Source organism: Streptomyces sp. HUAS 31 (assembly GCF_028198125.1).
GTDB classification, from domain to species: domain Bacteria; phylum Actinomycetota; class Actinomycetes; order Streptomycetales; family Streptomycetaceae; genus Streptomyces; species Streptomyces chartreusis.
In genome coordinates this window covers 6925256-6951786 of record NZ_CP116353.1, presented here as the reverse complement: position 1 = coordinate 6951786, position 26531 = coordinate 6925256, and the positions used below count along the sequence as shown (strand labels likewise).

Here is a 26531-nt window from a genome sequence, read left to right as displayed (position 1 = left end):
GATCGTCAAGTTATCCAAGGGACCCTCAAGTGGTGACAGCACAACGGCGTTACAGCAGCTCAGAGAGCCTGCGGATGGGGAGACTCATCGGATCGGGACTGCTGTTGACGGCCACCCTCGTCGCCACGGTGACCATTCCGGAACTGCGCAGTGAACTCGCAGGCGAGGGCACCGAAGGAACCCTCACGGTTTCTTCATGCGAAGCACACACGAAGACCCATTACGGCACGCACCGGCGTTCTACAGAACTCCAGTTCAGTTGCACGGGAAACTGGACCGCGCAACACGGTGAGTCCTCTTACCGAAATATCGAAGTGGACACTTCATCGCGTTTCGAGACCGGCTCGAAAATCCCCGTGGTGCAGGTGGACGATTCGTTCGAGCAGCCCCAGGATCGCGACCCCGGAGACGACGCCGCGATTCTCGCGCTCTGCCTCGCCATGCTGGCCGCCGGCATCTACTGCCTCCTCACCGGCTTCGGCTCCCGCAACGGACCCGACTTCACGACGTCCTGGCGACGCCTGCCGACCCCGACCGTCACGGGCCCCCTGGTGGGCGGCCTGTTCACCCTGGGCCTCCTGGCAGCACTGGTCTGCGCCTTCGCCCTGTGACACCCGCAAACGCCCTCTGAGGAGCCCCCCCCCATGACACAAGTACACGGAACCCCGCCGCCCGCGGCCACCCCCGGCGACCGCACGGGCCTCGGCCGCCTGATCGGCGCCGGCCTGATCCTCCTGAGCCTCGTCCTCCTGGCTCTGGGCGCCTACCTCGGCCCATACACCTACTCCTCGTCCACACAGGGCAAACTCACGGTCGAAACCTGCACCGTCGACTACAAGTACCGCTCCAGCACGTCGAGCAGCTCACGCAAGAAGACGAAGACCAAGTGGTGCTACGGCACCTTCACCTCGACCGACGGCTCCACCAGGGACATCAACGCCGAACTCAAGAGCGACGCCCTGCACCAGCGCGGCGACGTCATCGAGGCCCTCAAGACCGGCGACACCACCTACCAGCAGGACCACGGCTGGACCGGCGCCATCGCGGTCGGCTGCGTCTGGTGGTTCGCCGCCCTGATCCCCCTGGCCCTGGGCCTCCTCAGCACCACCACAGGCTTCGCCTTCGCCGGCACCACCGACTTCCGCAACGCCCGGCGGACAGCGGGCCAGGGCCTGATCAACACGGTCTACACCTTGATCGCGACGGGCGTGGCCGGCTTCGCACTCAGCTTGCTGGTGATGTTCTTCGTATAACGGAGCTCGGGGTGGCACGGCGGGCGCGCGGCCGCTGCCACCTCCATGGGACTTCGGTGCAGGAACTGTGACCGGAGGGTGGACACTCCAGTTCACGAGAAGCCGAGTCGGTGCGCGCCGGCGGCCGTTGCCGTCGGCTCGTGGCGCTGCTCAGCGCGGGTCATGCCGCATGCGAGCGCCCATCCCGCGGTGCTTCTACGGAGGGCCAAGCCGAGGCAAAGGCTCGGTCATGGCTTCAGGTCAGTCCATGTATGGTGCTTCGAGGCCTGGGTGATCATCTGATTCACCCGGGCCCGTTGTGTCCAGAGCCGAGCGGGGAGAGACCGGCCCATGGGGGACCACTTCAAGACGGACATCGGGCAGCTCGAGCAGTTCCTGACGAGTCTCGAGAGATGCGTCGACGAGTTGAACGAAGCTCGGTCCGCCCTCGACCACGTGCGTGCCGACCAGATCGGCACCCCTCGGCTCGACGAGGCCTGTGACAAGTTCCAGGACGAATGGAAGTACGGGTCCGACAAGACCAAGGAAATGGTCAGCGAGATCAAAGAGGGCGTGAAGTCCAACAAGAAGGGCTACGAAGAGGTCGAGCAGGCCTTGGAGAAGGTGCTCAAGCAGATCGCGGACAAGAGCACCACTGGGGGCGGCAAGTAGTGGCCGCGAACCCGTACCCGAACATCGGTTGGAACCCCGTACCGGGCATCCCCGCCGAGGTCACCAAGCTCCAGCAGCGAGTAGCCGCGGCCGCGACAGCGCTTGAGAACACACACCGTCAGCTGACGAAGCTCACCGGCGAGAGCAGCTACTGGGAGGGCGACGCGGCCGAGGAGTTCCGCAAGTCCATCGACGGCGACCTGACGACGTACATCAAGAAGGCCGCCTCGGCGCTGCGCTCCGCCTCGACCCAACTGCACAAGTGGGACGGCCAGTTGGCCTCGAACCGAGGACTGGCGAAGAAGTACGACGACGAGGCGGCCGACAAGAAGGCCGCCGCCGACAAGGCCAAGCACATTTACGACCAGGCAGCCCGGCACCCGGACCTCAAGCTCGCCAACCAGACCTTCCCCTCGCAGGAGGAGGCCGACGACGCGACCGCGCGGCTGCGCTCCGCCGAGCGGGAGCTGAACGAGGCGAGCACGGCAGTGACCAAGGCCAACAGCGAGTACGAGTCCCTCAACCGCAGGGTCAAGGAGCTCGAGTCCGAGCACTCCCACGAGGCCGAAATCATCGCCAAGGCGCTGGAAGGCACCGCTGAGAAGGCTCCGGACAAGGGCTTCTGGGAGAGCGTCGGCGACGTCCTCGAGTCGGTCGGCAAGTTCCTGGCGGAGCACGCGGGCACCATCGGTGCCATCGCCGGTCTGCTCGCCCTCTTCCCCGCCCTGGCCCCGATCATGGGACCCATCGCGCTCATCGCCAGTGCGGTGTCCATGGGCAAGAACCTCTCCGACGACGAGTTCCGCAAGAACCTGATGTTCCAGGGCAGCGGTATGGACATCTTCTCCGCCTATGCGTCCATGGCCGGTGACCTGGTCGGCATGGTTCCGGGTGGGAAGGCACTGGGCGCCGCGGCCAAGGAGGGCTTCGAGAGCGCGGCCGACGGAGCCAACCTCGCCACCAAGACCTGGGGTGGCGTGAAGGGCGGGTTCCTCGGAGTCGGCCGCTCTGCGGCGGATGACGCCAATGACGCCTGGCGGGCGGCCGGTGACAGCGCCATGGGCTCGCTGAAGCTGATGGGCGACATCAAGGTCAACATGGTGAACGTCGCCGCCAATGGCATCTCCTCCGCTGAGAGCTTCGGCCTAATCGGCGACGACGGCTCCGAACACAACACCGCCGAGGGCACGAAGGCCGCCGCGACGGCACACTCCATCGCCGGATTGTTCGGCCTCGTATGACCCGCCACGGCGAGAGTGAAGGCACAGCATGACCGTGAGCACCACCACGCCACAGGACACCCGCAGGCCGTCCTTCTGGTACGGGCTGCCCGTCGGCTACATCTCCATGGACCTCAATCCGCCGACCGAGCAGCTCCTGGAGGTCATCAACCAACTCCGTGGATTGCCGGACGGACAACGGGAAGAGGCGGACCGGGCCCTACGCCTGTACGCGGGCATCGTCAACCAGCTGAACACCAACCGGGTACAAGCGTGCGCGCTCGGGATGCATCCCAACGATGCCGGCGGCTACACGACGTCGGTGTTCACCGTGTCGACACTACCGACGTCCGGCAGCCCGAAGCTTGTGGTGGCCGGCCTCGCGGGCAGCGCCTCGGACGGCAAGGACGAGGGAACCCGACCGCTGGAACTGCCGAGCGGCCTCGGCTACCTCTCCGAGAAGCGGCTGCCCGCCCCGCGGTCGTCGCGTCGGCCGGAGCTGAATGACACTCTTCCGAGTCACATCTGGCAGGGCATTGTCGCGGTGGCCGCACCGAGCACGCCCGAACTCATCGTGCTCCAGATGGTGATCCCGGACCTCGACTCCGCCGACGACTACCGGAACATACTGCTCGGGATCTCCCGCACCCTCACCTTCACAGATCCCGAACGAGCCACGGCGGACGGCAGGCCCGCCCAGGGATCAGAGGCGCCGACCGGTGCCGCCGCTGTCATGCGGAACGACTTCGGATAGCACCAGCCAGGCTGGGACGGACTTCAGGAGAGCCAGTGCCGGACAACATGCAAGGCACCCACGCACCAGGATCATTGGACACCGCCGCGCTGCGCGGAAAGCTGACCACCCGGATGTGGTGGGCCGGTATCCGCAACACCTTGATCTACGCGCTCATGGCCTTCGCGGTCCCGCCGCTCGGTGCGGCGGCGAACCGCGCCGGCATGTCCTGGATCTTCATCATCGGCGGGCCGATGATCCTCATCGGCATCTTCGGTCTCCTCGCCACGCTCAAGACGATCCCGCTCGCGGTGCTCCTCACCCGCACCTGCCGCAGGACGCTGACGCAATACTCCTTCGACACCTTCTGTCCGCAGATCACCAGGGTGGACGGCGCCGACGCGACCAAGGGCCGCCCGAAGAGCATGACGCTCACACTGCACACCGATCAGGGCGAGGAATCGCCTCTGATGCGAATGAACCCGGTGCCGCGGCGGGGCCCTTGGCGGAACCCCTGGCCCGAAGGCATCGAGAACGGCGTGTACATCGCGGGCGATCTGCCCTTTGGCGCGGTCGGCTACGTGCCGAGCAGCGGGACGTTCTTCCTCATGCAGCCCGACGACTGGGACGCGACCGAGCATGCCCGCAATCAGGCGGCCCCGGACCGCGTCACCCGGGCCCAGGCCGCCGACCTGGCACGAAGGATCCTCTAGCGATACGTGTCCGAGGGCGACCTCAAGACTTAGTGATCACCAGTGCGATGCGTCACTGAAAGCAGGTCACCGAGCCCCGGCAGCGTCAGGACCCCGCGCCCCTTGCTGCTGGCGGTCCGGGCGTTGAATGTGTCACCCGCGTACCAGGCGCCGTACTCCATGGTCTCGGGCCAGCGGCGATAGGTCCTGACGGGATTCCACACGGACATGAGGCCGGTCAGCCTCTCGTTCTCCGCATATTGCAGCTGCACGGCCGGGGTGTACGTGGTGCCGGACCGGTGCGCCTGCGGAATCAAGCGCCAAGGGCGCGCCTCCAGGACGCGCCGCATGCGCTTGAGGCAGCCCACCGACTTGGTGCAAATGTAGAGAACGGCCGGATAGGCGAGAACCCAGGCGAACAGCGCGATGCCGCCGATCTTGTTGAGCGTTTCCCCGAACTCCGGGCTCATGAGAGAGGCGACGGCGATAAACGACGGCAGGCACAGGACCCACCAGAACGCCCGCCGCCTCTTCAACTTGCGGTTCGTACGCTCCCAGGCAGCCCGAGTCTCAGGGTGATCAAAGGCGCGTCTGTAGGCGGGTGCCGGAAGGCGGAACTCGTCTTGCACGCGCACACCCATTCCTACTGACCCTGATGCGGCGGCTGCTGGGTGTAGGGGTTCGGAGGCTGCGGGGACTGCGCAGGGTGAGTGGGGTAGCCGTGGTTGGCGCTCGGCGGGTACGGCGGTTGGGCATTCGGGTAGCCCGGCTGCTGGGGCGGGTAGCTCATGTTCTGGGGGTGCGGGTGCGTTCCGGCCCCTGGATTGAGTGGGCCAGCGCCTGTGTTGCCCCGCTTGCGCAGTACGGCGACGACGACGATGGCGCCGATTACAGCGCCCAAGCCAATTACACCAACCACGAGCACAATCGCACCCACTGAAATGGGCTCCCCTCGTTCTAATTACCTGGATCGCTACCTAACCTATATCCGCACTCAGTAGTACGGACGCAAGGCCATCATTCAGGAAACCGCGTAACGATCACGCGGAACCTGGATATGCATACGCCGCTCGGCGTTCAAGACGATGGGAGCTCGTCATCGCCGGCCCATCGTGAAGCAGGCGCATCCGTGAGTCGATCCGGATGCGCCTTCAGCTGCCTCATGGACGGAGATGAATTTCGACTCCTCCCGTCCTACTGCCCTATTGGCCTACTGACCTTGATTCGGAGGCTGTTGGGCGTAGGGGTTGGGGTGCTGCGGAGCCTGACCCGGGGGCGTGGGATAGCCCTGGTTGGGGTACTGCTGGTATCCCGTGGAGGGCTGGGGCGGGTAGCCGGTTCCCTGGGAAGGGGTTCCGCCGCCGGAGCCGGGGCCGCCGTTGCCGCCGTTGCGGCGGCTGCGGAGCACAACGAAGAGGATGCCGCCGACTACGAGCACTGCGGCTGCAATGCCGGCGATGAGCAGGATGCCGCCCGAGGAAGACTTCTTCTTTTTCTTGGCCTGGCTGGTGCTGTCGTTATCGTCGGAGCCGGCGGCGGAATTCGTGGACGTGGACGAGGATCCCTTGGCCAGCGGATTCTCCTTGGGACCCGCAGGGATGTTCATCGTCAGCGCCGTACCGGGGCGGGCAATTCCGTAGCCCAGCTCCTTGTCCGGAGCCGTCCTACCTTTATTCTGCAAGAAAGACGCCGACTTGATCAGCCGATTAATGATCTGGCCTGCGGTTAGGTCTGGGTATTGGGAACGGAGGAGTGCGACAATGGCTGACACATAAGCAGTCGAGCCAGAAGTACCGTTGGCCACCACGTAGCCACTGTTGCTGGTTGGGTCAGCCTGCGGGGTTTCCACTCCGGGCGCCGCCACAGTGACATTCCCGGTGTTTGATTTGGACCAGAAATTGAGGCCTTGATCCACCGCAGACACAGCCACCACACCGGGCAGGGAAGCAGGATAGTTGACCGTGCCTCCATCGTTACCCGCACCTGCAACGACAACAACGTCTTTGGACTGCGCGTAGGCGATTGCCTTGGCGGCCTTTGAGCCAGGATAGGCCGACGAGTCATTAAGCGAGAGGTTGATTACCTTCGCACCCTGATCCACCGCATAGCGAACGCCCGCAACCCAATCCTCCGTAACTAGCTTGTCCTCCGTTTGGCCGGTTCGAACTGGCAGGATCTTCGCCTCCGGCGCGAGACCCATCACTCCAGAAGAGTTATTTGCTCCATGCCCATGGCCAGCAATGAGACTAGCCATTCCAGTGCCATGCCCGTCAGTATCCTTGTGAGGGTTACCTGCGCCAGTGAAATCTCTACCCGGCAGAACTTGTCCGGTCAGATCCGGGTGGCTGGCATCGACACCTGAATCGATTACGGCGACGGTAACTCCAGCCCCTTGCGATGTCTTCCATACCTTTGCAGCGTCATAAACGCTGAGGGGCCATTGAGCGTCTCGTACTTGGTCAGCGGATGCCAATGGCGCTGAAGTGAGGAGCAAGGCCCCCGTCAACCCCACGACTCCGGTCGTGGACAAGACTCGCTTGAAACCCAATTCCTTGCTCCTCACTCAACTGCGGCTGGGTGCGCCAGCCCTCTTATGGGCAGACGATGCTCTCCGCCCAGCCCTTTCGTGTGCTTACTCGATGGTCCGCGGTACGTTCCTGTTTCGGTCCTCTTCCGAGATCCAGGTCTCCTCATCCTCGACCAAGTAGTCGGGACGGTCGCCCCTGCTGTTCTCGTCCTCGGACCTCCGGCCGTTGCGACCGCCCATACCACCGGCTCCGCCTGCCATGGCTCCGCGCTGGGTTCCCCCGCGGCTGCCGTGCAGGCCTGCACCACCGCCAGCGCCCTTGCCGCCAACCCCCTTGGCTGCGCCGACCACACCGCCACGGGACTTCGCCAGGGCTCCGCGGCCGCTGGCGCCAGCACCACCTCGGCCAGCTGCGCCTGCTCCGGCACCACCACCCATACCGCCCATACCCGCGCGGCCTCCGGAACTACGGCCAGCTGCCGCACCACCGGCCACTCCTCCACGACCGCCCGCAGCTCCAATACCGCCGCGTGCCGCAGCACCGCCCGCAAGGCCAGATGTTCCACCGGGAGCCACGATGCCTGGGCCCTGGGCCCCGCCGGTGCCGATGCCGCCACCGCCACCGCTGATGCCCCCGCCCGTACCCGGGACAGGGCCTGTCCCCGCTAGGCCGGGCGAAATGCTGTCAATTTTCGTCCTAGCCGTCGGAAGCTGCGATCCCCCTGTGATGCCCGAGTCACGGGGCACCGTAGGCGCGGGCTTGACACCCGTAGTTGGGCCCGCACTCCACGGCTTGGTTGTTCCGCCCGCACCGGGGCTCGAACTACCAGCAGAGGGCATGGAGATAGGGGTGGGCATCGGTGTTTGCGGGCTGGGAGGCGAGAAGGGATCCGTCTTGCTCTCGTCAATACGCGCACCACTCGAGTACGCCTTGTAATTAACCGCCAACTGCTCCATGATCGCCACCCCCTGCAGCTGCGCTTCCTTGCCCGCAGACAGAGAGTCGGCGTTTGCCTGACGTGCGGCGTCAGTGCTTACGCCCTTGTTGATGTCGTCCAGCAGCTGCTGGTCGCTGCGCTCGTCGTCCCACATCTTGTCCCAGGCCTTGTCCCAGAACCCGGGCTCCTCGACCTCGCGCATCTTGGACATCGAGTTGCGCAGATCGTTCTGCACACCGTGCATGGATTCACCGTAGTGGTTGGCCCACGCAGCACCGTTGCGGACGTTCTGCATGATCTCGTTGGCCTTCTTGCGGAAGGCCTCCGCCGCGTCGCCCTCCCAGTGCTCGAGGACGTTCTCCACAGCGCTCTGCATCATGCCCGCGACGCTGTCCTTCGCGGACACCGAGTCGACGCCACCACTCTTTCCGTCGCCGTCGCCGCCGGACAGGATGTTGTGGATCGACTTCCAGTGCTGGCTGACCTCGTAGATCCGGTTGGGATCCGCGTCCAGGATCATGGCGCGCAGGTCAGGAATGCTCATCTTCATGAAGGGCGTGTCGAGCTTGCTCCGGTCCGGACCGCCCATACCGCCGTTGGGAAGCGACTCGAGCTTCCCGTCGTGCTTGTCCTGGATCCGCTGCTGTCGTGCCTTCTCCTGAGCCTCGTAGTACTCAGGGCTCTGGTAGTAACCGCCGTAGGCCATGGTTGAAACGTCCCCTCTGTCAGTGACCAGTCGCTGAACGGCTTAGTTGGCTGCGCCCGGAGCAGCACTCACACCTTGCGCATTCGCCTGCTCCTGGTTGCTGTACTTGTCCCTGACCTTCGAGGTGCTCTTGCCGAAATCATCGATCAGCTGGTGCAGATCCTTGATGATCTTTTCGATTCTCGTCTTCTGGTCCTGGTGCGCGCTGTGAAGTTCGTTGGACTCCAGGAACTTCATGCTGCCGAAGGCCGTGCTCGGGATGTCCGTCTCGTACTTGGCCTTCGTATTGGCCTTGTCCATGTCCGACAGAAGGCCGTTGAGCTTGCGGATGACGTCATCCAGCTGGCTCAGATCGACCCGCATTCCGTTACTCATACCCCGTTGTCCTCTCCCCTGTTTCTCAAGTTGTCAGCACCCACTCGGTGCCCGCGCCACACCATCGTCGCTGTCGTCGCTGTCGTCGCCGTCATCGCCCAGGCCCCTGACCGGTCCGCCCGGAGCGGCCGGATGCGCCGGATCGGCCCGACGTCGTGACGCGTCGGCTACGCCAGTCCCGCACAGCCACCCCGCTCCCCGCAACCACAAGGGCGAGCGCAAGTCCCGTTCCCAGGACGTAGATTGCGACCCGGCGTTCCCGTTCCGCCTCGGTCTCACCCATGGTGACGGCCATGGGGACGACGCCGCCCGAGCCGGCCTCGACCGGCGGGTCCGGCTTCGGCGACTCGGCGGGCGTGGAGCCGTCGGACAGGGCCGCGACCGGGTCGACGACGCCCCAGCCGATGTAGCGGTTGGGGCCACGCCCCGGCCGCTGGGCCGTTTCCTGGATGCGCGTGGCGATCTGGGCCGCGCTCCAGTCCGGGTACTTTTCCTTCAGCAGTGCCGCGACGCCCGCGACGTACGGCGCCGCGAAGCTCGTGCCGTCGGCGGTGCACTGGCCGTCCGTCGGGACCGTCGAGACCATGCCGACGCCCGGTGCCGCGACGTCGACGAAGTCGCCCGACTGTGAGAAGAAGGCGCGTTCGTCGTTGCGGTCGGAGGCGGCCACCGCCAGGACGCCCGGGTACGAGGCCGGGTACGTGTCCGCGGACTTGCCGTCGGCGCCGTCGTTGCCGGCGGCGGCGATGATGAGGGCGCCCGAGGCCACGGCGGCCGCGACGGCGTCCCGCAGGGGACCGTTGTCCTTGCGGTTCGCGGTGTCCGAGGAGATGTTGATGATCTTCGCACCCGCGGCCACCGCGGCCTTGATCGCGGAGGTCATCGTCCCCGAGTTGCCCTGCTTCTCCTTGCCGCCCGTGTAGCGGTAGGAGAGGATCGTGGCCTCCGGCGCGATGCCCACGAAGCCCGTGCCCTTGAGCGGGCGCGCGGCGATGATGCCCGCGACCCTTGTGCCGTGGCCTTCGATGTCCTTGTTGGCCGCGCCGTCGACGAACGTCTTGCCGTCCGCCACTGCGCTGCGCAGCTGTTGGTTGGAGGCGTCGACGCCGGTGTCGATGACGGCGACCTTGACGCCCTTGCCCTTCGCCTGTGCCCACAGCTGGTCCAGCAGGATCCGCTGGAGCGACCACGGCGTGGACTTGATGACGTCGCCGCCGAAGACGCACTCCGTGCTGTCCGCCAGGCCGAAGTCCGGGCTCTCGTCGGAGCCGGGTGCGCCCGTGTCGGTCAGGCGGAAGGCTGCCGGCGTCGCGGACACCGGCGGTGCCGACGCCAGGCAGACCCCGGTCACCGCGAGCACGCCGAGAACCCGCTGGAGTGCGCGGGTTCCACTGTTGCGGCCGATGCGGCTACGCGAACGGGCTGTCCGGTCCTTCACGTTCAGGCCCTTCACGTCCAGGCCCTTCATGCTCAGGCCCCCCGGGTTTGCTTGCTTCCTTCGAAGCTCGGTCATGTAGGTGTCACACGTGTGGCTGCGAGTGTGAATGTTTGCGGGATTTGCTGTGTGCACCCCCGCAGGAGGGATGCACGGCCCCGCAGGAGATGTGTACGGCCCCGAAGCAGAGGTCGGCCCAGCGGTCGCCTTGGCGTCCGCTGGGCCGATTCCCTTCATCTCATGTCCCTCGGGTCGCCGACGGGCTCAGCCCCAGGTCGAGGCGTTGCTCTTCTCCGTGGCCTGGTAGTTCTCGGCGGCGTTCTGGAGCGCCGTGGAGATCTTCAGGAGGGTGGCGTGCAGGTCGGCAGCGGTCTGGTCCCACTCGCGCTGCTTGCGCTGGTAGCCCTCCTGCGCCTCACCCTCCCAGGAGTTGGCGACGCGCTTGACGGCGGCCTCGAGGTCGTCGAGCTGCTGCTTGATACGGCCGGCGGTCGACTTCACGTCCGTGGACGCGTTGGTGATCGTTGCGTAATTGACGAGGATCGACATCGTCGTTCCCTTTCAGGAAGAGTCGTGGGAAGTCAGTGGATTCAGTCGGGATCGACTGGATCAGACAGAATCAGGCGGAACCGCTTGACTCCGGTCAGGCCCGGAGAGTTCCGGTCAGGCCCGGAGGGTTCCGCTGGATTCCGGTCGGCTCGATCAGCCGAAGTCCGACATGATCTTGCTGATCTCGGAGTTCTGCTGCTCTTCCGACGCGGAGTAGTTGCTCCGCGTGGAGTCCACGGCTTCCTTGATGTCGTTGAGGATGTCGCTCATCCGCTTCGCGTCGGCGTTCCAACGGTCCTGCAGCTGGCGGTACGACTGGGCCGCCTGACCCTTCCAGCCGCCGGCGATCTGGTCGATCACTCCGTTGAGGCGGCGGATCTCGCCCTGCAGCGACCCGTTCACGGTGCTGATGTCACCGGAGAGCTTGGTGAGTTCGTCCTCTGTTACCCGGAACTGGCCGGCCATGATGAACCTTCCCCCATGTCGTCGTTGTCCGGGAAACCTGGTTCCGGTGCCCGGAGGTACTTCGCACGCTTGAGCGCTGCAAACACTCTATCGTCAGCCTGTCACTCAACCACAGGCAAGGCCAATCAGTTACACGGCTCACACACTTGGGCGACGATCCTGTGACCCGTGCATCGTCTTACTTTCAAGTGCCTTTGCCCACCGGCCCGTTGGCCATCGAGGCGATGACCGCAGGGCCGGCGGGCGGCGCGTGTCACTGGCTCTGCGGCTGCGTCGCGCTCGTGGTGTCCAGCGTCGGGCCCTTCGGGATGAAGGTGGCCCACGTCTGGGGCACGATCGACGGGCTGGACAGGTCCTCGTAGCCGAGCCGCGTGCGCGCCTTGTCGGTCTCGCTCGGCCCGTTCTGCGACGAGCCGCCGTCGGACGAGTCCGAGGACGAGCCGGAGTCGCCGTTCTCCGCCTCGCTGTCGTTGGTCGAAGGCAGGGAGTACCGCAGGCCCGTGTCCGTCAGCAGGTACTGCGCGCCGCCGCCCGCGGCCGTACCGGCGACCTCCTGGAAGAGCAGGCCCGAACCGGAGGACACATAGGCGCTCAGCGAATCGCTGATGACCTTCTTGGGGTAGTTCGTTCCGGCCCACGCGGCCAGTTGCGGCTTCTTGTCCGTGCCGAACTCGCCCGTGTAGACGCTGCACGAGGTGTCGCGGGCGTCACCGGAGGCCGTGGCCTGGGAGTTGGCCTGCTTCGGCACGACCTGGGGCCAGCCGTTGTCCTTGTAGAAGCTCTCCGCCGGGCCGCCGTTGGCCTTGATGATGTCCGGGGTGCCGGCCTTGACCGGGGCGGTCCCGTCGTGGGCGACCAGCAGGGCGGCGAGGAAGGGCGTGATGGAGGCGACCTCGTCCTTGAGGACGACGTAGAACTCGTCGGTCTGCGCGTCGCGGGCGCGCAGCACCTGGCCGACCGTGCTCACGCCGGAGAGCCCCTGGACCGAGGTCGCGGCGCCGGCGAACGGGACCGTCGGGAAGTCGATGTCCTCACCCTCGTTGAGGGTGCTCAGCCACTCCTGGCTCACCGGCTGCGGTTTGGCCGTGGTGCTGCTTCCGATGACGGCGGAACGCAGCTGCTCCATGGCGACTTCGTCGAGGCCCGACTTGCCGCCCATCCGGAACCGGTTGCCCTTGCCGTCGACCAGGTACTCACGCGAGGTCTTGGTGTCCTTGACGTAAAGGGCCTCGAGCGGGTCGACCTTCCCCGAGTTCCCGAGCGACTTGGCGTCGTCGGAGTCGAAGACGAAGACCGCGCGGTCGATGGACCCCTCCGAACCCGGCGCCGGACGCTCGCACACCGCCCAGGTCTTGGCCTTCTCCGCGTCCTCCTTGGAGGGCAGCCGGTCGGGGGCGTACGGGATGCCGATCGTCGCGCCGTGCCGGATGCCGCTCTTGTCGATCTCCTTGCCGGGGACCTCGAGGACGGTGCCCTTGCCCTTGTCGAGCAGGAGCTTGGCTGAGGCGTAGTTGAGGACGGGGTGGAGGACCTTCTCCACCTTGCCGTCCTTCGGGTTCGGGTCGAGGACGACGTAGCGCGTCGTGGAGTCGCTGTCCACGATGATGTACTCGCCCGGGGTGTCCCAACCCTTGGGCGCGGTGGGCTTGATGACGCCCCATGCGATGAAGCCGATCACCAGCACCACACCCACCGCGAGGCTGGGCATCACCGTACGGACCGGACGCGGCGCGCCCTCCTCCGAGCCACCGGGCGACGGCGCGAGGAACGCCGCGACGGTGCGCTTGCGAGCGAAGGTGTAGGCGGCGAGCTCATCCCGACGCTGCTTTGCCATGGTCCCCGTTTCTCCCGTTTGTGATGCTCGATCGCGATGCGGTACTCCGCGGCGGTTCGCGGCACTCGATCGCGTTTGTGATGACCCGACCGTGCTCATGCGGTCGCGCGCGTCGCGCAGGCACCTACTATGCCCTGCGCCGCGCGAGCGGGATTCATCAGGTGCGCGGCCGTCCCCGCATCTTCACAGAGCTTCACCACTGCGCTCCACCAGGCGAACCCGGTCCATGACAGGCTGGACCACCTGGGGTTTCGGTGTCCCCTGTGTCGCCTCGCGTTCCGCAACGGGTACCGTGAGCCACTCGCATGGATGTTGTGGGCCATCGGTGCCCCTGGCCCGTCGCCGGGATCCCGGACAGAGGATCTCGCCTACGTACGGCCATACTTCGCGAAAGGGATGTCCCGGGGGATGACCAGCGCTACGAGCACTCGGCGCGGACGCCGCGCACAGCAGCAACAGGGAGGGCCGAACGGCAGACGTACGTCGCCCGCTCCCGCCGCCCCCGCCGCCGCGTCGCCGCGCACCCTGCCCCGCCCGGGCGGTCTCGGCCCGGTGCGGCTGCAGCAGCTGATCCTGGTGGAGCTCGCGGCCGCGGTCATGCTGGTCGCCTGGGCCGCCGACACCTCCTGGCTGCTGGCTCCGGCCGGTGCCGTGGCGGCGCTGCTGCTCCTGATGGCGGTTCTGCGCCGCGGCCGCCGCCCGCTGCCCGAGTGGTACGACACGACGCGCGCGCTGCGGCAGCGCAAGCGTGACGCCAAGCTGCCCGTCCCGCCCGGCACCGACGCGATGCTGGCGCCGGTCGTGGAGTGCGACCCCGCGCTGCGGACGTACTCCTTCGTCTCACGTGACGACCGCTCCATCGGCATGATCGGCGACGGCACCTTCCTGACCGCCGTCCTCTTCGTCCAGCCGGCCGACCAGCCGCTGCGTCCCGGGGCCGCCGGGCGTCAACTGCCGTTGCGGCTCATCCAGGACGCGCTGGAGGTCGACGGGATTCGCCTCGCCTCCGCGCAGGTCGTGCAGCACACGCAGCCCGCGCCCGCCCCGCACCTGCCGCAGCAGTCGCTCGCCGCGCGTTCGTACGGCCCCCTTCAGACGCAGGCCGGTTCGCCCGCGCTACGGCTCACCTGGGTCGCCCTCAAGCTCGACCCGGAGCTGTCCCCGGAGGCCGTACAGGCCCGCGGTGACGGCGTTCCCGGCGCGCAGCGCGCACTGCTGCGCGTGGCCGACCAGTTGACGAGCCGGCTGGCCGGTGCCGGGTTCAAGGCGACGCTCCTGGACGAGACCGAGCTCGTGCAGGCCCTCGCGACCTCCAGCTGCCTCAACCCGCGCGCCAACGCGCAGCACGGGCAGGACGGCCGGACCCAGCGCCGTACGGTCGAGGCGGTACGCACCTGGCGGGTCGACGACCGGTGGCACACCACGTACTGGGTGTCCCGCTGGCCGCAGTTGGGCAGCGGCGGTGCCTCGCTGCCGGAGCTGGTGACGCGGTTCACCTCGCTGCCGGTGCTCGCCACGACGTTCAGCATGACCCTGAGCAAGGCCGGCAACCGCGGTGTCTCCCTCACCGGCCACATCCGCGTCACCGCCCGCGGCGATGACGAACTCGGCCAGGTGGGACGGGAGTTGGAGCGGGCCGCGAGTGCCTCGAAGGTCGGCCTGGTCCGTCTCGACCGCGAGCAGGTCCCCGGAGCCCTCGCCACTCTGCCGCTCGGAGGTACGTACTGATGTCCCACCCCGCACCGACCGCGCCGGGACAGCAGGGCCGTAACCCCGCACGCCCGCCGGCCCACGTGGCCTCGCCCACCGACACCGGCATGATCCCGATCATCCGCCAGCCGGAGCCGCAGCAGCAACGCCGCATCTTCAGCCCCGGATTCGGCCTGCGCGGCCCGCGCCGCAACCGCCATGTCGTCACCGCCGACGAGCTAGCGGCGATCAGCATGCCGCTCGGGGACGACGGCGTGATCATCGGCACCGACCCCGAGTCGCACCCGGCCGTGCTCGGGCTGTCCCGCCCGACCCCCTTCGACGTCGTGCTCGTGGGCGGCCTGTGGCTCGCCCAGGTGCTGGCGCTGCGGGCCGCCGCGACGGGCGCGCGCGTGGGTGTCGAGACCGGTCGTCCGCAGGCCTGGCAGCAGTTGGCCCAGGCGGCGGGTGGCGGTCAGCAGTGTGTGACGGTCTACCCGGTGGGCCGGGTGCCCGCGCAGGGTCCGTCCGTGTCGAGTCCGGTCGTGCTGTTCCGGGACTGCGGCATCCGTCCGCCGCGCGGTCGTGTGACGTCCGTGCCGTGGCAGGCCGTCGTGACGGTGCTCCCCTTTGTCAGCGAGCACGCGCCCCGCTGGCTCTCGCAGGCCCATCTCGTGGGTATTCAGCGCATTTCGCCCTACGAGACCGAGGCCGTACGGGACACGCTGGGCATTCCCGAGGACCAGCTCCAGCACCTGCCGACCCTGCACGACGGGGTCGCCCTGTGGTGCACCCGCAAGCACCAGAAATTCGTGATGACCGAGCCCACGGATGCCGAGACGGGCCTGCTCGGTGTGGCCCGCCGCATGGACTGAACCGTTGTCGTCGACGGGCGCGGAGTGCGAACTGCGCCGCGCCCAGGGGGCGTTCCGCCCACACCCAGCAGGCTCTTCCGTCCAGGCACCCGGGGCTATACCGTCCGCGCCCATGGGGGCTTTTCCGTAGCGCCATGCGAGTGATTAGGCTTCTGGTGGTGCGGTGACGATCGCAGTCGCGTGGGACTCGCCACTCGGTTCCGCCCGGCCGCGACGACGACCAGCTCAGCAGCAGTGGCTGACCAGGAGGCAAGCAGTGAACAGGGATCGGTCCGAGTACAACGGCGGGAGCCCTTCCTCGGACGGGGACGATCACGAGGTGGATCTCACGGGCGAGTTCGAAATCGTCTACACACCTCCCGCCTGGTACGCCCAAAGCACGCAGGGTGGCTCCTCCGGAGGCGGACAGGACGCCGGTCAGAGCTCACCACCACCCCCGTCCGGACCACCCGTCGGCACCCCCAACGGGCCGCCCGGCGTCCCGGCACAGGGGCCGCCGGGAACTCCCGCACCGGCGCAGCCCCAGAACTTCGGCGTCCCGTCGCAGCAGCCCGCCCAGCCCACCCCGGCCCAGGGCACGCCCGTGGGCCAGCAGGGCGGTTACGGCTTCCCGCAGCAGCAGTCCCCCGCGGCCGGCGGCTACGGCTACCCGCAGCAGCCCGCTACCGGTACGCCGCAGCAGGGCCAGGACACGTCGGGTGGCTTCGCCGCGCCTCAGCCCGGTCAGGACACCTCCGGCGGTTACGGCTACCCGCAGCAGCCCGCTACCGGTACGCCGCAGCAGGGCCAGGACACGTCGGGTGGCTTCGGCACGCCTCAGCCGGGCCACGACACCTCCGGTGGCTACGGCTATCCCCAGCAGCCCGCAACCGGCACGCCGCCGCAGGGCCAGGACACGTCGGGTGGCTTCGGCACGCCTCAGCCGGGCCACGACACCTCCGGTGGCTACGGCTATCCCCAGCAGCCCGCGACCGGCACGCCGCCGCAGGGCCAGGACACGTCCGGCGGTTTCGGCACGCCTCAGCCGAGCCAGGACACCTCCGGTGGCTACGGCACGCCCCAGCCGAGCCAGGACACATCCGGCGGGTTCGGTGTGCCCCAGCAGCACACGCCTGCCCAGCCGCCCGCCGCTGCCGCCACGCCGCCGCCCGCCACGCCCACGCCGCCGCCCGCCGCACCCGCGCCCGTACAGCCGCCGTCGGCCGCCCCCGCCGCGCCCGGCTTCCCGGTGCTGCGTCCGGTCGACGACGACGCCCAGGCCGCCGCCCCGGCCCCGACCGCCACTCCGGCGGCCGGCGTCCCGGCAGCGCCGGCGCCCGCTCCCGAACAGCCCACGCCCGTACCGCCGGTGGCGCAGCAGCCCGAGGTCGAGCTGAACCACGCCGCCGCGGACGCCGAGGCGGCCCGGCTGTTCGGCGGCGCCGATGACGACGAGCCGGAGGAGGAGCGCGCCGACGAGACGGAGCCGGGCGACTCCACCGGGTCGGTGTCCGGTGCCGACGACGAGCCCGCACAGGTCCAGCCCGACGCGGACTCCCCCGCGCAGCCCGACGCCGAGGCCGCACCGGCGGCGGAACCGGAGCCCGAGCCCCACCCTGAGCCGGAGGCCCAGGCAGCTCCTACGCCGCCCGCCCCGGCGACCCCGCCGACGGTCCAGGACCCGCAGCAGCCGGCTCAGCAGCCGCAGGCGCAGCCCACCGGCCAGGCCCCCGAGCAGCCGCCGCAGCAGCAGCCCCAGGCGCAGCCGCAGCAGCCCGTCGGCCAGGTCCCCCCGCAGCAGCAGACCGGCCAGGGACTCCCTCCGCTGCCGCAGGGCTTCGTGCCCGCGCACCCGCAGCAGGGTGCGGGCCACCCGGACCCCCAGGCGGCTGCCGCTGCCGCCGGCCAGGCTCCCGGCTACGGCTACCCCCAGGCACAGCCCCAGCCCCACCCCGACCAGCCCGGTCAGCCCGGTCAGCCCGCCCAGCAGGCCCCGGCGCAGGGCGGGTTCGGCCCGGCCCAGCCGCAGCCCGGGTACCCCGCGCAGGCGGGACAGCCCGCGCCGGTCGACCCGCGCCAGGCGGCGCAGCAGCCCGGCTACCCGCAGCAGCCCGTACCGCCGCAGGGCCCCGGATACGGCTACCCCCAGCAGGCACAGCAGCAGGCCCCGCAACCGCAGCAGCACCCGGGCCAGCCCCACCCCGCCCAGCCGCAGCAGCCCGCGCACCCCCAGCCCCAGCCCGACGGCTACGGCTACCCCCAGCAGCAGGCACAGCCCGGCTACGGCTACCCGCCCCAGCAGCAGCCCCAGGCCCAGCCTCAGCCGCAGGCCCAAGCGCAGCCGCCGGCCCAGCCTCAGCCCCAGCAGCAGGCCCCGCAGCCGCAGCCCCAGCAGAACCCGGCCCAGCAGAACCCCGCCGCCTACGGCAACCAGGGCTGGAGCGCCCCGCCCGGCCCGCAGGCCGGACCCGGTGCGCCCCAGCAGCAGCAAGCGGCGCCCGGCACCCCGCTCGGCTACAACGCCGCGGTGGAGCTGTCCTCGGACCGTCTGCTGCGCAACCAGCCGAAGGCCCGCAAGAACAACCAGGGCCCGTCCCGCTTCAAGCTCGGCGCCAAGAAGGAGCAGGCGGAGCGGGAGCGCAAGCTCGGGCTGATCCGTACGCCGGTGATGTCCTGCTACCGGATCGCGGTCATCAGCCTCAAGGGCGGCGTCGGCAAGACCACGACGACCATGTCGCTGGGCGCGACCCTCGCCACCGAGCGGCAGGACAAGATCCTGGCGATCGACGCCAACCCGGACGCCGGCACCCTCGGCCGACGCGTGCGGCGCGAGACCGGTGCCACCATCCGTGACCTGGTCCAGGCGATCCCGCAGCTGAACAGCTACATGGACATCCGCCGCTTCACCTCGCAGGCCCCCTCGGGTCTGGAGATCATCGCCAACGACGTGGACCCGGCGGTCTCCACCACGTTCAACGACCAGGACTACCGCAGCGCGCTCGACGTGCTGGGCCGCCAGTACCCGATCATCCTCACGGACTCCGGTACCGGTCTGCTCTACAGCGCCATGCGCGGTGTGCTGGACCTCGCCGACCAGCTCATCATCATCTCCACCCCGTCGGTGGACGGTGCGAGCAGCGCCTCGACGACCCTCGACTGGCTGTCGGCGAACGGCTTCGCCGACCTCGTCCAGCGTTCGGTCACCGTGATCTCCGGTGTCCGCGAGACGGGCAAGATGATCAAGGTCGAGGACATCGTCGCGCACTTCGAGACCCGTTGCCGCGGTGTCGTCGTGATCCCCTTCGACGAGCACCTCTCGGCGGGCGCCGAGGTGGACCTCGACATGATGCGTCCCAAGACCCGTGAGGCCTACTTCGACCTCGCGGCGCTCATCGCCGAGGACATCGCCCGCACCCAGCAGGGCTTCGGCAACCCGAACATGCAGTACCAGCAGCAGCCGCAGCAGGGCTACCCGGCCCAGCAGCAGCCGCCGCAGCAACCCCAGCAGCCCTACGCCCAGCCCGGCGGCGCCCCGCAGCCCGGTCAGGGCTGGGGACAGCAGGCCCCGCAGCAGCCCGCGCCGGGCCAGGGCTGGCAGCAGCAGGCGCCCCCGCAGGATCCGCAACAGGGCCAGCAGGGTCAGCAGGGCTCCGTACCGCCGGGCTGGACCCAGCAGTAGCGGACGTGCGACAACACGAAAGGGCCGGCACCCCGCGGTGCCGGCCCTTCGTCGTATCAGGCGTGGAAGTCGTGCCCGCCGTACCTGTCAGGCCCCGCCGTACCTGTCAGGTGGCGTTCTCGATCAGTTCCCGGCAGCGCTGCACGTCCTTCGCCATCGCCTTCAGCAGCGCGTCCAGCGACTCGAACTTCTCCTGGCCGCGCACATAGGCGAGGAAGTCCACCGCCACGTGCAGGCCGTACAGGTCGAGCCCGACGCGGTCGATGGCGTACGCCTCCACCGTGCGCTCGGTGCCGTCGAACTGCGGGTTCGTGCCGACGGAGATCGCGGCCGGCATGATCTCGCCCTGGGCGTGCAGCCAGCCGGCGTAGACGCCGTCGGCGGGGATGGCGGTGTGCGGCAGCGTCTCGACGTTGGCGGTCGGGAAGCCGAGCTCACGGCCCCGCTGGGCACCGCGTACGACGACGCCCTCCACACGGTGCGGGCGGCCGAGGATCTCGGCGGCGCCTGCGACATCGCCCTCGGCGACCAGGCGCCGGGTCAGCGTGGAGGAGAACGGCTCGCCGCCGCCCGCCTCGCCGGTCACGTACAGATCGACGACCTCGACCTCGAAGTCGTAGACCTTGCCCTGCTCGGCGAGGAACTCCACATTGCCCGCCGCGCGGTGGCCGAAACGGAAGTTCGGGCCCTCGACGACCGCCTTGGCGTGCAGCTTGTCGACCAGGACCTTGACGACAAAGTCGGCCGGCGACAGCTTCGAGAACTCGGTCGTGAAGGGCAGGATCAGCACCGCGTCCACGCCCAGCTCGCCCATCAGATCGGCACGGCGGTGGTGCGGGGCGAGCAGGGGCGGGTGGCTGCCGGGGCGCACGACCTCGCTGGGGTGCGGGTCGAAGGTGACGACTACCGCGGGAACTCCCAGCTCACGGGCGCGGTCCACGGCATGCCTGATGATCAGCTGGTGCCCGCGGTGGACTCCGTCGTAGGAGCCGATGGTGACGACGCTGCGCCCCCAGTCCTGGGGGATGTCCTCCAAGCCACGCCAGCGCTGCACTGTGCCTGCTCCTTGTCGCAAACTCGTCGAACCCGTGTCCGTCTTTGCTCATACGGTCTTACGCAGGTCTAAGGGTGCCATGCCGGGGGCTCCCCGCCCGCATCGGCATGGACGCTGTGACGGGGTGCACGTGCCGTGGCGGTGGTCAGGCGGGGACCCGCACACCGGCCAGGTTCTCGATCATGCGCCGGGTACTGGGGCCCACCACGGCCGACCAGTCCTGCGGGGTGTCGGTCAGCCAGCCGGCGACCCGTACGGCGAAGCCCGGGACGTGCCGGCCCAGGTCGACCAGGCCGCGGTCGAAGCGGGCCGCGCCGTCCGGGGTGCGGACGAGCAGCAGGCCGGTGTGGTGGACCAGGCCGCGCAGATCGTCGTCCGGCCGCTCCGCGCCCTCCTGGACGGTCGCGTGCAGGAAGGCGTCCAGCACGACGGGTGCGCGTTCGTGGGCGAGGAGGAATTCGCGCAGCTCGCGGCGGAGCGGACGGGACGCGGCCGTGCCGGGGGTGGCGAGTACGGCGGCGAGGGCGGCCCGTACGTGTTCGGCACCGCCGTCGAGCAGGCCGGTGACCAGCGGGAGGAGTACGGCACGGGCGCTCGGGCCCTGGTCAAGGCGCCGGTCGACGTAGGCCGCCATGTCGGCCGCGGTCCCCGGCTGCCGCTCCACGGCCTCCTGGACGAGGGCGGCGACCCGGCGGGCGAGGGCGGGTGTGGTGACGTCGGCGAGGGTGCGCAGCGCGTCCCCGGCACCCGGCCGGTGCAGCCGGGCCCGGAAGGCTTCGAGGACCGGTTCGGTGTGGGTGGCCAGGGCGGCGACCAGGGCGCTGGCCGGGAACTGCGGGTCGGCCGCCGCGAAGTGCGCGAGCGCCTGCGGGAGATGACGGGCACGCGTGCGCGGATCCCGTACGAGAAGGGCGAGCGCGCCGCCGTGCAGGGTGCAGTCGTCGGGGCGGGCGAGCAGGGCGAGGGCGGCGTAGCGCAGCAGCTCCAGGTCCGCCTCGCTCCGGACGTGCGGGGCGACCCGCAGCCCGTACGCCACCGCGGCGACCCGGCGCGCGGGCCGCTCGTCGTGGGCCCAGCGGTCGACGGCCCGGCAGACGGCGGACGTCTCGTCCTCGGACAGCACGGCGAGGAGTTCGTCGGCCTTGCGGTGCGCGCTGTCCACGAGCGTCTCGGTGAGGTCGTCCAGTGCGCGGTGCCGGTGCGTGTGCAACAGGGCCTGCGCGGCGCACGCGACGGTCGCGTGCGGGGTCGCGGGCAGCGGACGGTCGTCGTCGAACCAGCACGTGAGAAGGCGTTGTACGGCGGTGGGGTCGGCGGCGAGGAGCCGGGCCACGGCGTCGAGGTACCGGGGGTGGCCGGGATCGTCGGCGTCGGTCGGCGGGCCGTCGGCGAGGACGAGGCGGCGCAGCAGGTCGAGCCGCTCGCTCTCCGGGAGCGGCAGCGCGGTCCAGAAGTGCGGGCCGAACTCGCGGGACACGGACCGGTGATGGCGGCGCCAGGTCACGAGCCGGTCGGTGAGCAGGTGCAGCACGTCCAGGTACGGCGTCGCGTCGGGGACCCGCAGCAGGGTCTCGGTGATCAGCCGGGCGGCCCACCAGGAGTGCCGGTCGGCGTCCAGCGCATGCGTCAACTCCTCCAGTCGGCAGGAGAGTTGACACGTGCCGTGGTATCGCGGGATCAGCAGGAGGGCCTGGACGACGGGGCCGATCCGGTGGCGCGGCACGGGGAGGGGGTGCGTGGCGCCGGGGTGGGTGCGGTGGCGGTGGACCAGGGCGTGCAGGGCCTCGTCGAGGTCGAGGTGCATGCCCTGGATCCAGTCGGCGAATTCCTCGTGGGCGAAGCGGTAGCCGTTGCCTGCGGGGACCAGGAGGCCCTCGGTGAGGACGGCGGACGCCCAGCCGGTGCCGCCGCCGAGCCACGCGGGGGCGGGACCCCAGGGGAACACGGCTTCGAAGGACGCCCGGTCCAGTTCGCCCTGGCCGGGTCCGAGGCTGCGGCGGGCGGCCTCGTGGACCTGCCCGGAGACCTTCGCGGCGAGGCGGCGCACGGCGGTGCCGCGCAGGCCGTTCTCGGCGGCGAGACGGACGGCGATGCGCAGGCACATGAGGTCGAGGTACGCGGAGAGGACGTCGTCCCGGTCGGCGGCGGGTGGGGCGGGTGTGCCGGGGAGGGCGGCGCGGACCTCGGAGAGCAGGCGCAGGGTGAGGGGGTGGCGGGCGTCGGGTTCGGCTAGAGCACCTTCCGGGATGCCGTAACGGGCGCGTGCCTGGCGGGCCTCGTCCGGGGTGAGGTCGGCGAGCCGTACGCACGCCGGGAACCGGGGGGTTGTCTCGCCCCCGCCGCCCCTACCCGTCCCATCCCCAGGGGCTGCCGCCCCTTCGGCCCCGCCCAGGGGCCCCGCCCCCGGACCTCCATCGGCCTGAACGGCCTCGTCCTCGAACGCCGGACGGGCTGAGAGGATCTCAGGCTCCGCCTCGTGTCGGCCCTCGTACAGCATCTCCCCCGGGAACTCCGCCCCCGCCGTCTCCCAGTACTCCGCCCGGCACGCCACCATCAGTCGTGCGCCCGTCTCCCGCAGCCACTGGGCCGTGCCGTCGGTCCAGTCCGTGAGCCGGTGGGCCAGTACGGGAGGCATTTCCTCGGGGCCGTCCAGGAGCAGCAGGAGCGGGCGGCCGGTGTCGAGGGCGAGCCGGGCCAGGCGCTCCGGGGTCGTGTCGCCGAGGGTGGAGAGGTCGGACGGGGCGGCCACGATACGGGCGGCCCGGGCCAGCGCCCTGCGCGCGGCGGCGGCCACGGACGCGTCCTCGTCCCTGAGGTCGGCGCCGCGCAGCCAGAGCGTGGGAGCGGGGCTCGGTCCGCGGTTGCGGCGGGCGGCGAGAGCCGCGAGTTCCGTCGTACGGCCGCTGCCCGGCGGCCCGACCAGGGCCAGCACCGAGGCACGGCTCTCGGCGAAGGCGTCGAACTCCCGAGCCGTGGCGGCCCGTTCGACCGGGTCCGCGGCTCCCGCTCCCCCGGCATCCGCCCGGCCCACATAGCCCGCCAGCGTCCCGGGCGGGCCGTCCTGCCCGACGGAGGTGGCCGTCAGTTCCAGTACGCCCGCGAGGTTCAGGTCGGTGCCGTACGCGGGCACCGTAGCGGCGTTCTCGGCGAGCAGGTCGGCCAGCGGCCCGTCCGGAGGCGGGCACAGCGGTACGGCGAATCCGGCGTCGCGCTGGCCGGACTGCAGGGCGGTGCCGAGGACACCGACGACGGCGCCGGTCCCGGCGTCGAGCACGGGCCCTCCGGCAGCGCCGCCACCGAGGCGCAGCGCGTCCCGTCCCGCCGTCCCGACCGCCAACTCCAGGGCGTGGCCGAGAAGATGGACGCGGTCCGTCGCCGTATAGGTCGCGGACGTCGTGCCCAGGACCCTGGCCTCCCGCCAGCCACCGGCTGCGATCCGCACGTACGCGCCGCACTCGATACGTTCGCGCCCGGTCACCGGCAAGGGGTCCACGCCCAGTCCCTCGGTGCGCACGAGGGCCAGGTCCAGTTCGGGCAACGAGGTCACCGCGCTCGCCGACACCACACAGCTGCGGTCGCCGCCCGCTGCGAGCAGGACCAGCCGGGGCAGACCGTCGACGGCCTCGTGGCTGGTGACGACGGTGCCGTGGTGATCGGCCACGAAGCCGAGGCCCCGAGGCCGGCCGGCCAGGTCGTGGATGCGGACCAGGGCGTCGTCGCGGGAATCGGGGCGGCGCGCGTCCTGCGTGCCGTCGTCCCTCTCGGCCCAGCGGTCCTCGTGCCGTGTACCCTCCGACGTCCGGTGGGCGTCGCCCGCCCGGGGGCCCCGTCCCGCCATTGTCGAACCTCCCCGCGCCGCGCCCGTTCGCTGATCTGCCCCCGTCCTTTTCCCGACGGTAGGGGCCCGATGATCAGCGGCATAGATCACGTGGCGAACGCGCCCCCTTCCGCTCCCTCGGTTCACTCCGAGCGCCTGCCCGGACGGGTGAATAGGCGGGGGTCGTTGGATACACCCTAGAGGTGGGGGAACCGAGGGGGGACCGTGGAGCGGCGGGCAGAGGACGACCCCGTGACCGCCGCTCCACGGGCAGGCTCTCGAAGGAGCGGGGGCCTCAGCCGAACACGGCCAGGCTCTTGGCCTTGCCCTTCTGCTCCTCGACGAGCGCGAGGAAGCGCCCCTCGGGGTCGAAGACGGCCACCGGCCCGGAGCCCGCGTACTCGTCGGGCATGTCGAGGCGCACTCCGTTGGTGAGCAGCCGGGCACGTCGGCCGTCCACGTCCCAGCGCGGGAAGGCAGCGGCGGCGGCCTCGGCGATCGGCAGCACCGTGAGCTCCTGCTGAAGCTGGTCCAGCGTCTTGGCGGAGTCCAGCTTGTAGGGCCCGACGCGGGTGCGGCGCAGCGCCGTGAGGTGGCCTCCGACGCCCAGGTCGGCGCCGAGGTCCCGGGCGAGGGCCCGGATGTACGTGCCCGAGGAGCAGACCACCGAGACGACCAGGTCGAGGACCGCGGTGCCGTCGTCGGCGACGGCCTCCCGGACGTCGTACACGGCGAAGGACGAGATCGTGACCGGGCGGGCCGGGATCTCGAACTCCTCGCCCTCCCGTGCCCGCTTGTAGGAGCGCACCCCGTCGATCTTGATGGCGCTGACCTTGGACGGCACCTGCATGATGTCGCCGGTCAGCTTGGCGATCCCGGCGTCGATGGCGTCGCGGGTGACCTTCGAGGCGTCGGTGGACCCCGTGATCTCGCCCTCGGCGTCATCGGTGACGGTGTTCTGGCCCAGGCGGACGGTGCCCAGGTACTCCTTCTCGGTCAGCGCGAGGTGACCGAGCAGCTTGGTGGCCCGCTCGACGCCGAGGACGAGCACGCCCGTCGCCATGGGGTCCAGGGTGCCCGCGTGCCCGACGCGACGGGTGCGCGCGATGCCGCGCATCTTGGCGACCACGTCGTGCGAGGTGAAGCCCGACGGCTTGTCGACGATGACAAGCCCGTCGGGCGTCCGGTTCTTCTCGGTCATTCGGCGGCGTCGTCCTCGTCCTCACCCGGCTTCTTGTACGGGTCCGCCTCACCGGCGTAGGCGGCGCCGGCCGAGACCTCGCGCACCTTCGCGTCGGACTGGCGCGCCTTGTCGAGGAGGTCCTCGATGGTGCGGGCGTTGTCCGGCAGGGCGTCGGCCACGAAGGTGAGCGTCGGCGTGAACTTCACACCGGCCGCCGCACCGACGGCGGAGCGGAGCACGCCCTTGGCGCTCTCCAGACCGGCGGCCGCGGCCGCCCGCTCCTCGTCGTCCCCGTACACCGTGTAGAAGACGGTCGCCTCCCGCAGGTCACCCGTGACGCGGGTGTCCGTGATGGTGACGTGCGAGCCGAGCCGCGGGTCCTTGATCCCGCGCTGCAGCTTCTGGGCCACCACCTCTCGGATGAGGTCCGCCAGCCTCTTGGCGCGCGCGTTGTCGGCCACTGGTCCGTCTCCTTAAGTGCTTACTTCTTGCTTCAGTCTTCGTCGCTGTGGAGCCTGCGTCGAACCGAGAGCAGTTCCACCTCGGGCCGCCCGGCGACCAGCCGCTCGCAGCGGTCCAGTACGTCGGAGAGGTGTCCCGTGTCCCCGGAGACCATCGCGAGCCCGATCTCGGCCCTGCGATGGAGGTTCTGGTTGCCCGTCTCCGCCACGCTCACCGCGTACTTGCGCTGGAGCTCGGCCACGATCGGACGGACGAGAGAGCGTTTCTCCTTGAGCGAGTGGACGTCGCCGAGGAGAAGGTCGAAGGACAGAGTCCCCACATACATGTGTGTATCCGGATGTCCCGCCGGTTCGGGGTACGGGCGCCACGCTTCGACGCCGATACGGGAACCGTACACGCAACGGCCGGGGCCGAT

General features: G+C 69.7%; 22 protein-coding genes. 9 read left to right on the top strand and 13 right to left on the bottom strand.

The genetic code is table 11. The features are described 5' to 3' along the window. Positions 1 to 104: 104 nt before the first annotated feature. The 6 genes from PGH47_RS31065 to PGH47_RS31040 all read left to right on the top strand — a co-directional run bounded on the left by PGH47_RS31065 (position 105) and on the right by PGH47_RS31040 (position 4570). A complete protein-coding gene (locus PGH47_RS31065) occupies positions 105 to 611 on the top strand; it encodes a hypothetical protein (RefSeq protein WP_271666119.1) in 507 nt (168 codons plus the stop codon). Positions 612 to 644: 33 nt separating this feature from the next. Further along, positions 645 to 1253 (top strand): hypothetical protein, encoded by a 609-nt coding sequence (locus PGH47_RS31060; protein ID WP_271666118.1) that lies wholly within the window; start codon positions 645 to 647, stop codon positions 1251 to 1253. 330 nt (positions 1254 to 1583) lie between these two features. Further along, positions 1584 to 1904 carry a hypothetical protein gene (locus tag PGH47_RS31055; protein ID WP_271666117.1) on the top strand — a complete coding sequence of 107 codons (321 nt, stop codon included), beginning with the start codon at positions 1584 to 1586 and terminating at the stop codon, positions 1902 to 1904. Continuing rightward, complete coding sequence (locus tag PGH47_RS31050; protein ID WP_271666116.1) at positions 1904 to 3145, top strand: hypothetical protein; 1242 nt, start codon at positions 1904 to 1906, stop codon at positions 3143 to 3145. Before PGH47_RS31055 ends, PGH47_RS31050 begins: the two co-directional genes overlap by 1 nt. Positions 3146 to 3173: 28 nt before the next feature. Further along, complete coding sequence (locus PGH47_RS31045; protein ID WP_271666115.1) at positions 3174 to 3878, top strand: hypothetical protein; 705 nt, start codon at positions 3174 to 3176, stop codon at positions 3876 to 3878. 35 nt (positions 3879 to 3913) lie between these two features. Then, on the top strand, positions 3914 to 4570 hold the full coding sequence (locus PGH47_RS31040) for a hypothetical protein (RefSeq protein WP_271666114.1): 657 nt from the start codon (positions 3914 to 3916) through the stop codon (positions 4568 to 4570). Between the two features lie 29 nt (positions 4571 to 4599). Here the strand turns inward: PGH47_RS31040 and PGH47_RS31035 are convergent, their stop codons facing one another. The 8 genes from PGH47_RS31035 to eccB form a co-directional block, all read right to left on the bottom strand. Further along, complete coding sequence (locus PGH47_RS31035; RefSeq protein ID WP_271666113.1) at positions 4600 to 5184, bottom strand: hypothetical protein; 585 nt, start codon at positions 5182 to 5184, stop codon at positions 4600 to 4602. Positions 5185 to 5759: 575 nt separating this feature from the next. Next, the gene (locus tag PGH47_RS31030; RefSeq protein WP_271668191.1) at positions 5760 to 7061 is read right to left on the bottom strand and encodes a S8 family serine peptidase; all 1302 of its coding nucleotides are present in this window, start codon (positions 7059 to 7061) and stop codon (positions 5760 to 5762) included. A 120-nt stretch (positions 7062 to 7181) separates the two neighbouring features. After that, positions 7182 to 8720, bottom strand: coding sequence for a WXG100 family type VII secretion target (locus PGH47_RS31025; protein WP_271666112.1), 1539 nt, complete (start codon positions 8718 to 8720; stop codon positions 7182 to 7184). 42 nt (positions 8721 to 8762) lie between these two features. Then, complete coding sequence (locus PGH47_RS31020; protein WP_143064869.1) at positions 8763 to 9095, bottom strand: hypothetical protein; 333 nt, start codon at positions 9093 to 9095, stop codon at positions 8763 to 8765. Between the two features lie 91 nt (positions 9096 to 9186). After that, on the bottom strand, positions 9187 to 10563 hold the full coding sequence (gene mycP, locus PGH47_RS31015; RefSeq protein ID WP_271666111.1) for a type VII secretion-associated serine protease mycosin: 1377 nt from the start codon (positions 10561 to 10563) through the stop codon (positions 9187 to 9189). A gap of 231 nt (positions 10564 to 10794) precedes the next feature. Next, positions 10795 to 11079 (bottom strand): WXG100 family type VII secretion target, encoded by a 285-nt coding sequence (locus PGH47_RS31010; RefSeq protein WP_030943852.1) that lies wholly within the window; start codon positions 11077 to 11079, stop codon positions 10795 to 10797. 153 nt (positions 11080 to 11232) lie between these two features. Further along, the gene (locus PGH47_RS31005) at positions 11233 to 11544 is read right to left on the bottom strand and encodes a WXG100 family type VII secretion target (protein ID WP_030943862.1); all 312 of its coding nucleotides are present in this window, start codon (positions 11542 to 11544) and stop codon (positions 11233 to 11235) included. Between the two features lie 253 nt (positions 11545 to 11797). Further along, positions 11798 to 13378 (bottom strand): type VII secretion protein EccB, encoded by a 1581-nt coding sequence (gene eccB / locus PGH47_RS31000; protein ID WP_271666110.1) that lies wholly within the window; start codon positions 13376 to 13378, stop codon positions 11798 to 11800. Positions 13379 to 13786: 408 nt separating this feature from the next. On the opposite strand from eccB, the gene eccE reads away from it, so the two are divergent. From eccE to PGH47_RS30980, 3 genes are all read left to right on the top strand, one after another. Beyond that, the gene (gene eccE / locus PGH47_RS30995) at positions 13787 to 15106 is read left to right on the top strand and encodes a type VII secretion protein EccE (protein ID WP_271666109.1); all 1320 of its coding nucleotides are present in this window, start codon (positions 13787 to 13789) and stop codon (positions 15104 to 15106) included. Beyond that, positions 15106 to 15942: a hypothetical protein gene (locus PGH47_RS30990; RefSeq protein ID WP_093747449.1), complete on the top strand. Its 837-nt coding sequence runs from the start codon at positions 15106 to 15108 to the stop codon at positions 15940 to 15942. The genes eccE and PGH47_RS30990 overlap by 1 nt, the downstream gene beginning before the upstream one ends. A gap of 256 nt (positions 15943 to 16198) precedes the next feature. Further along, positions 16199 to 19600, top strand: a complete 3402-nt coding sequence (locus PGH47_RS30980; RefSeq protein ID WP_443048571.1) for an SCO5717 family growth-regulating ATPase — start codon at positions 16199 to 16201, stop codon at positions 19598 to 19600. 106 nt (positions 19601 to 19706) lie between these two features. Here PGH47_RS30980 and PGH47_RS30975 read toward each other — a convergent pair whose 3' ends face one another. The 5 genes from PGH47_RS30975 to PGH47_RS30955 form a co-directional block, all read right to left on the bottom strand. Further along, positions 19707 to 20654 carry a bifunctional riboflavin kinase/FAD synthetase gene (locus PGH47_RS30975; RefSeq protein WP_271666108.1) on the bottom strand — a complete coding sequence of 316 codons (948 nt, stop codon included), beginning with the start codon at positions 20652 to 20654 and terminating at the stop codon, positions 19707 to 19709. Between the two features lie 145 nt (positions 20655 to 20799). Continuing rightward, entirely contained in the window at positions 20800 to 24492 is a 3693-nt protein-coding gene (locus PGH47_RS30970) for a trypsin-like peptidase domain-containing protein (protein WP_271666107.1), read from the bottom strand. A 274-nt stretch (positions 24493 to 24766) separates the two neighbouring features. Next, the gene (gene truB / locus PGH47_RS30965) at positions 24767 to 25672 is read right to left on the bottom strand and encodes a tRNA pseudouridine(55) synthase TruB (RefSeq protein ID WP_271666106.1); all 906 of its coding nucleotides are present in this window, start codon (positions 25670 to 25672) and stop codon (positions 24767 to 24769) included. Next, positions 25669 to 26115 carry a 30S ribosome-binding factor RbfA gene (rbfA, locus tag PGH47_RS30960; protein WP_030955213.1) on the bottom strand — a complete coding sequence of 149 codons (447 nt, stop codon included), beginning with the start codon at positions 26113 to 26115 and terminating at the stop codon, positions 25669 to 25671. Before rbfA ends, truB begins: the two co-directional genes overlap by 4 nt. A 32-nt stretch (positions 26116 to 26147) precedes the next feature. Further along, positions 26148 to 26441, bottom strand: coding sequence for a DUF503 domain-containing protein (locus tag PGH47_RS30955; protein WP_030944944.1), 294 nt, complete (start codon positions 26439 to 26441; stop codon positions 26148 to 26150). Between the last annotated feature and the right edge of the window lie 90 nt (positions 26442 to 26531).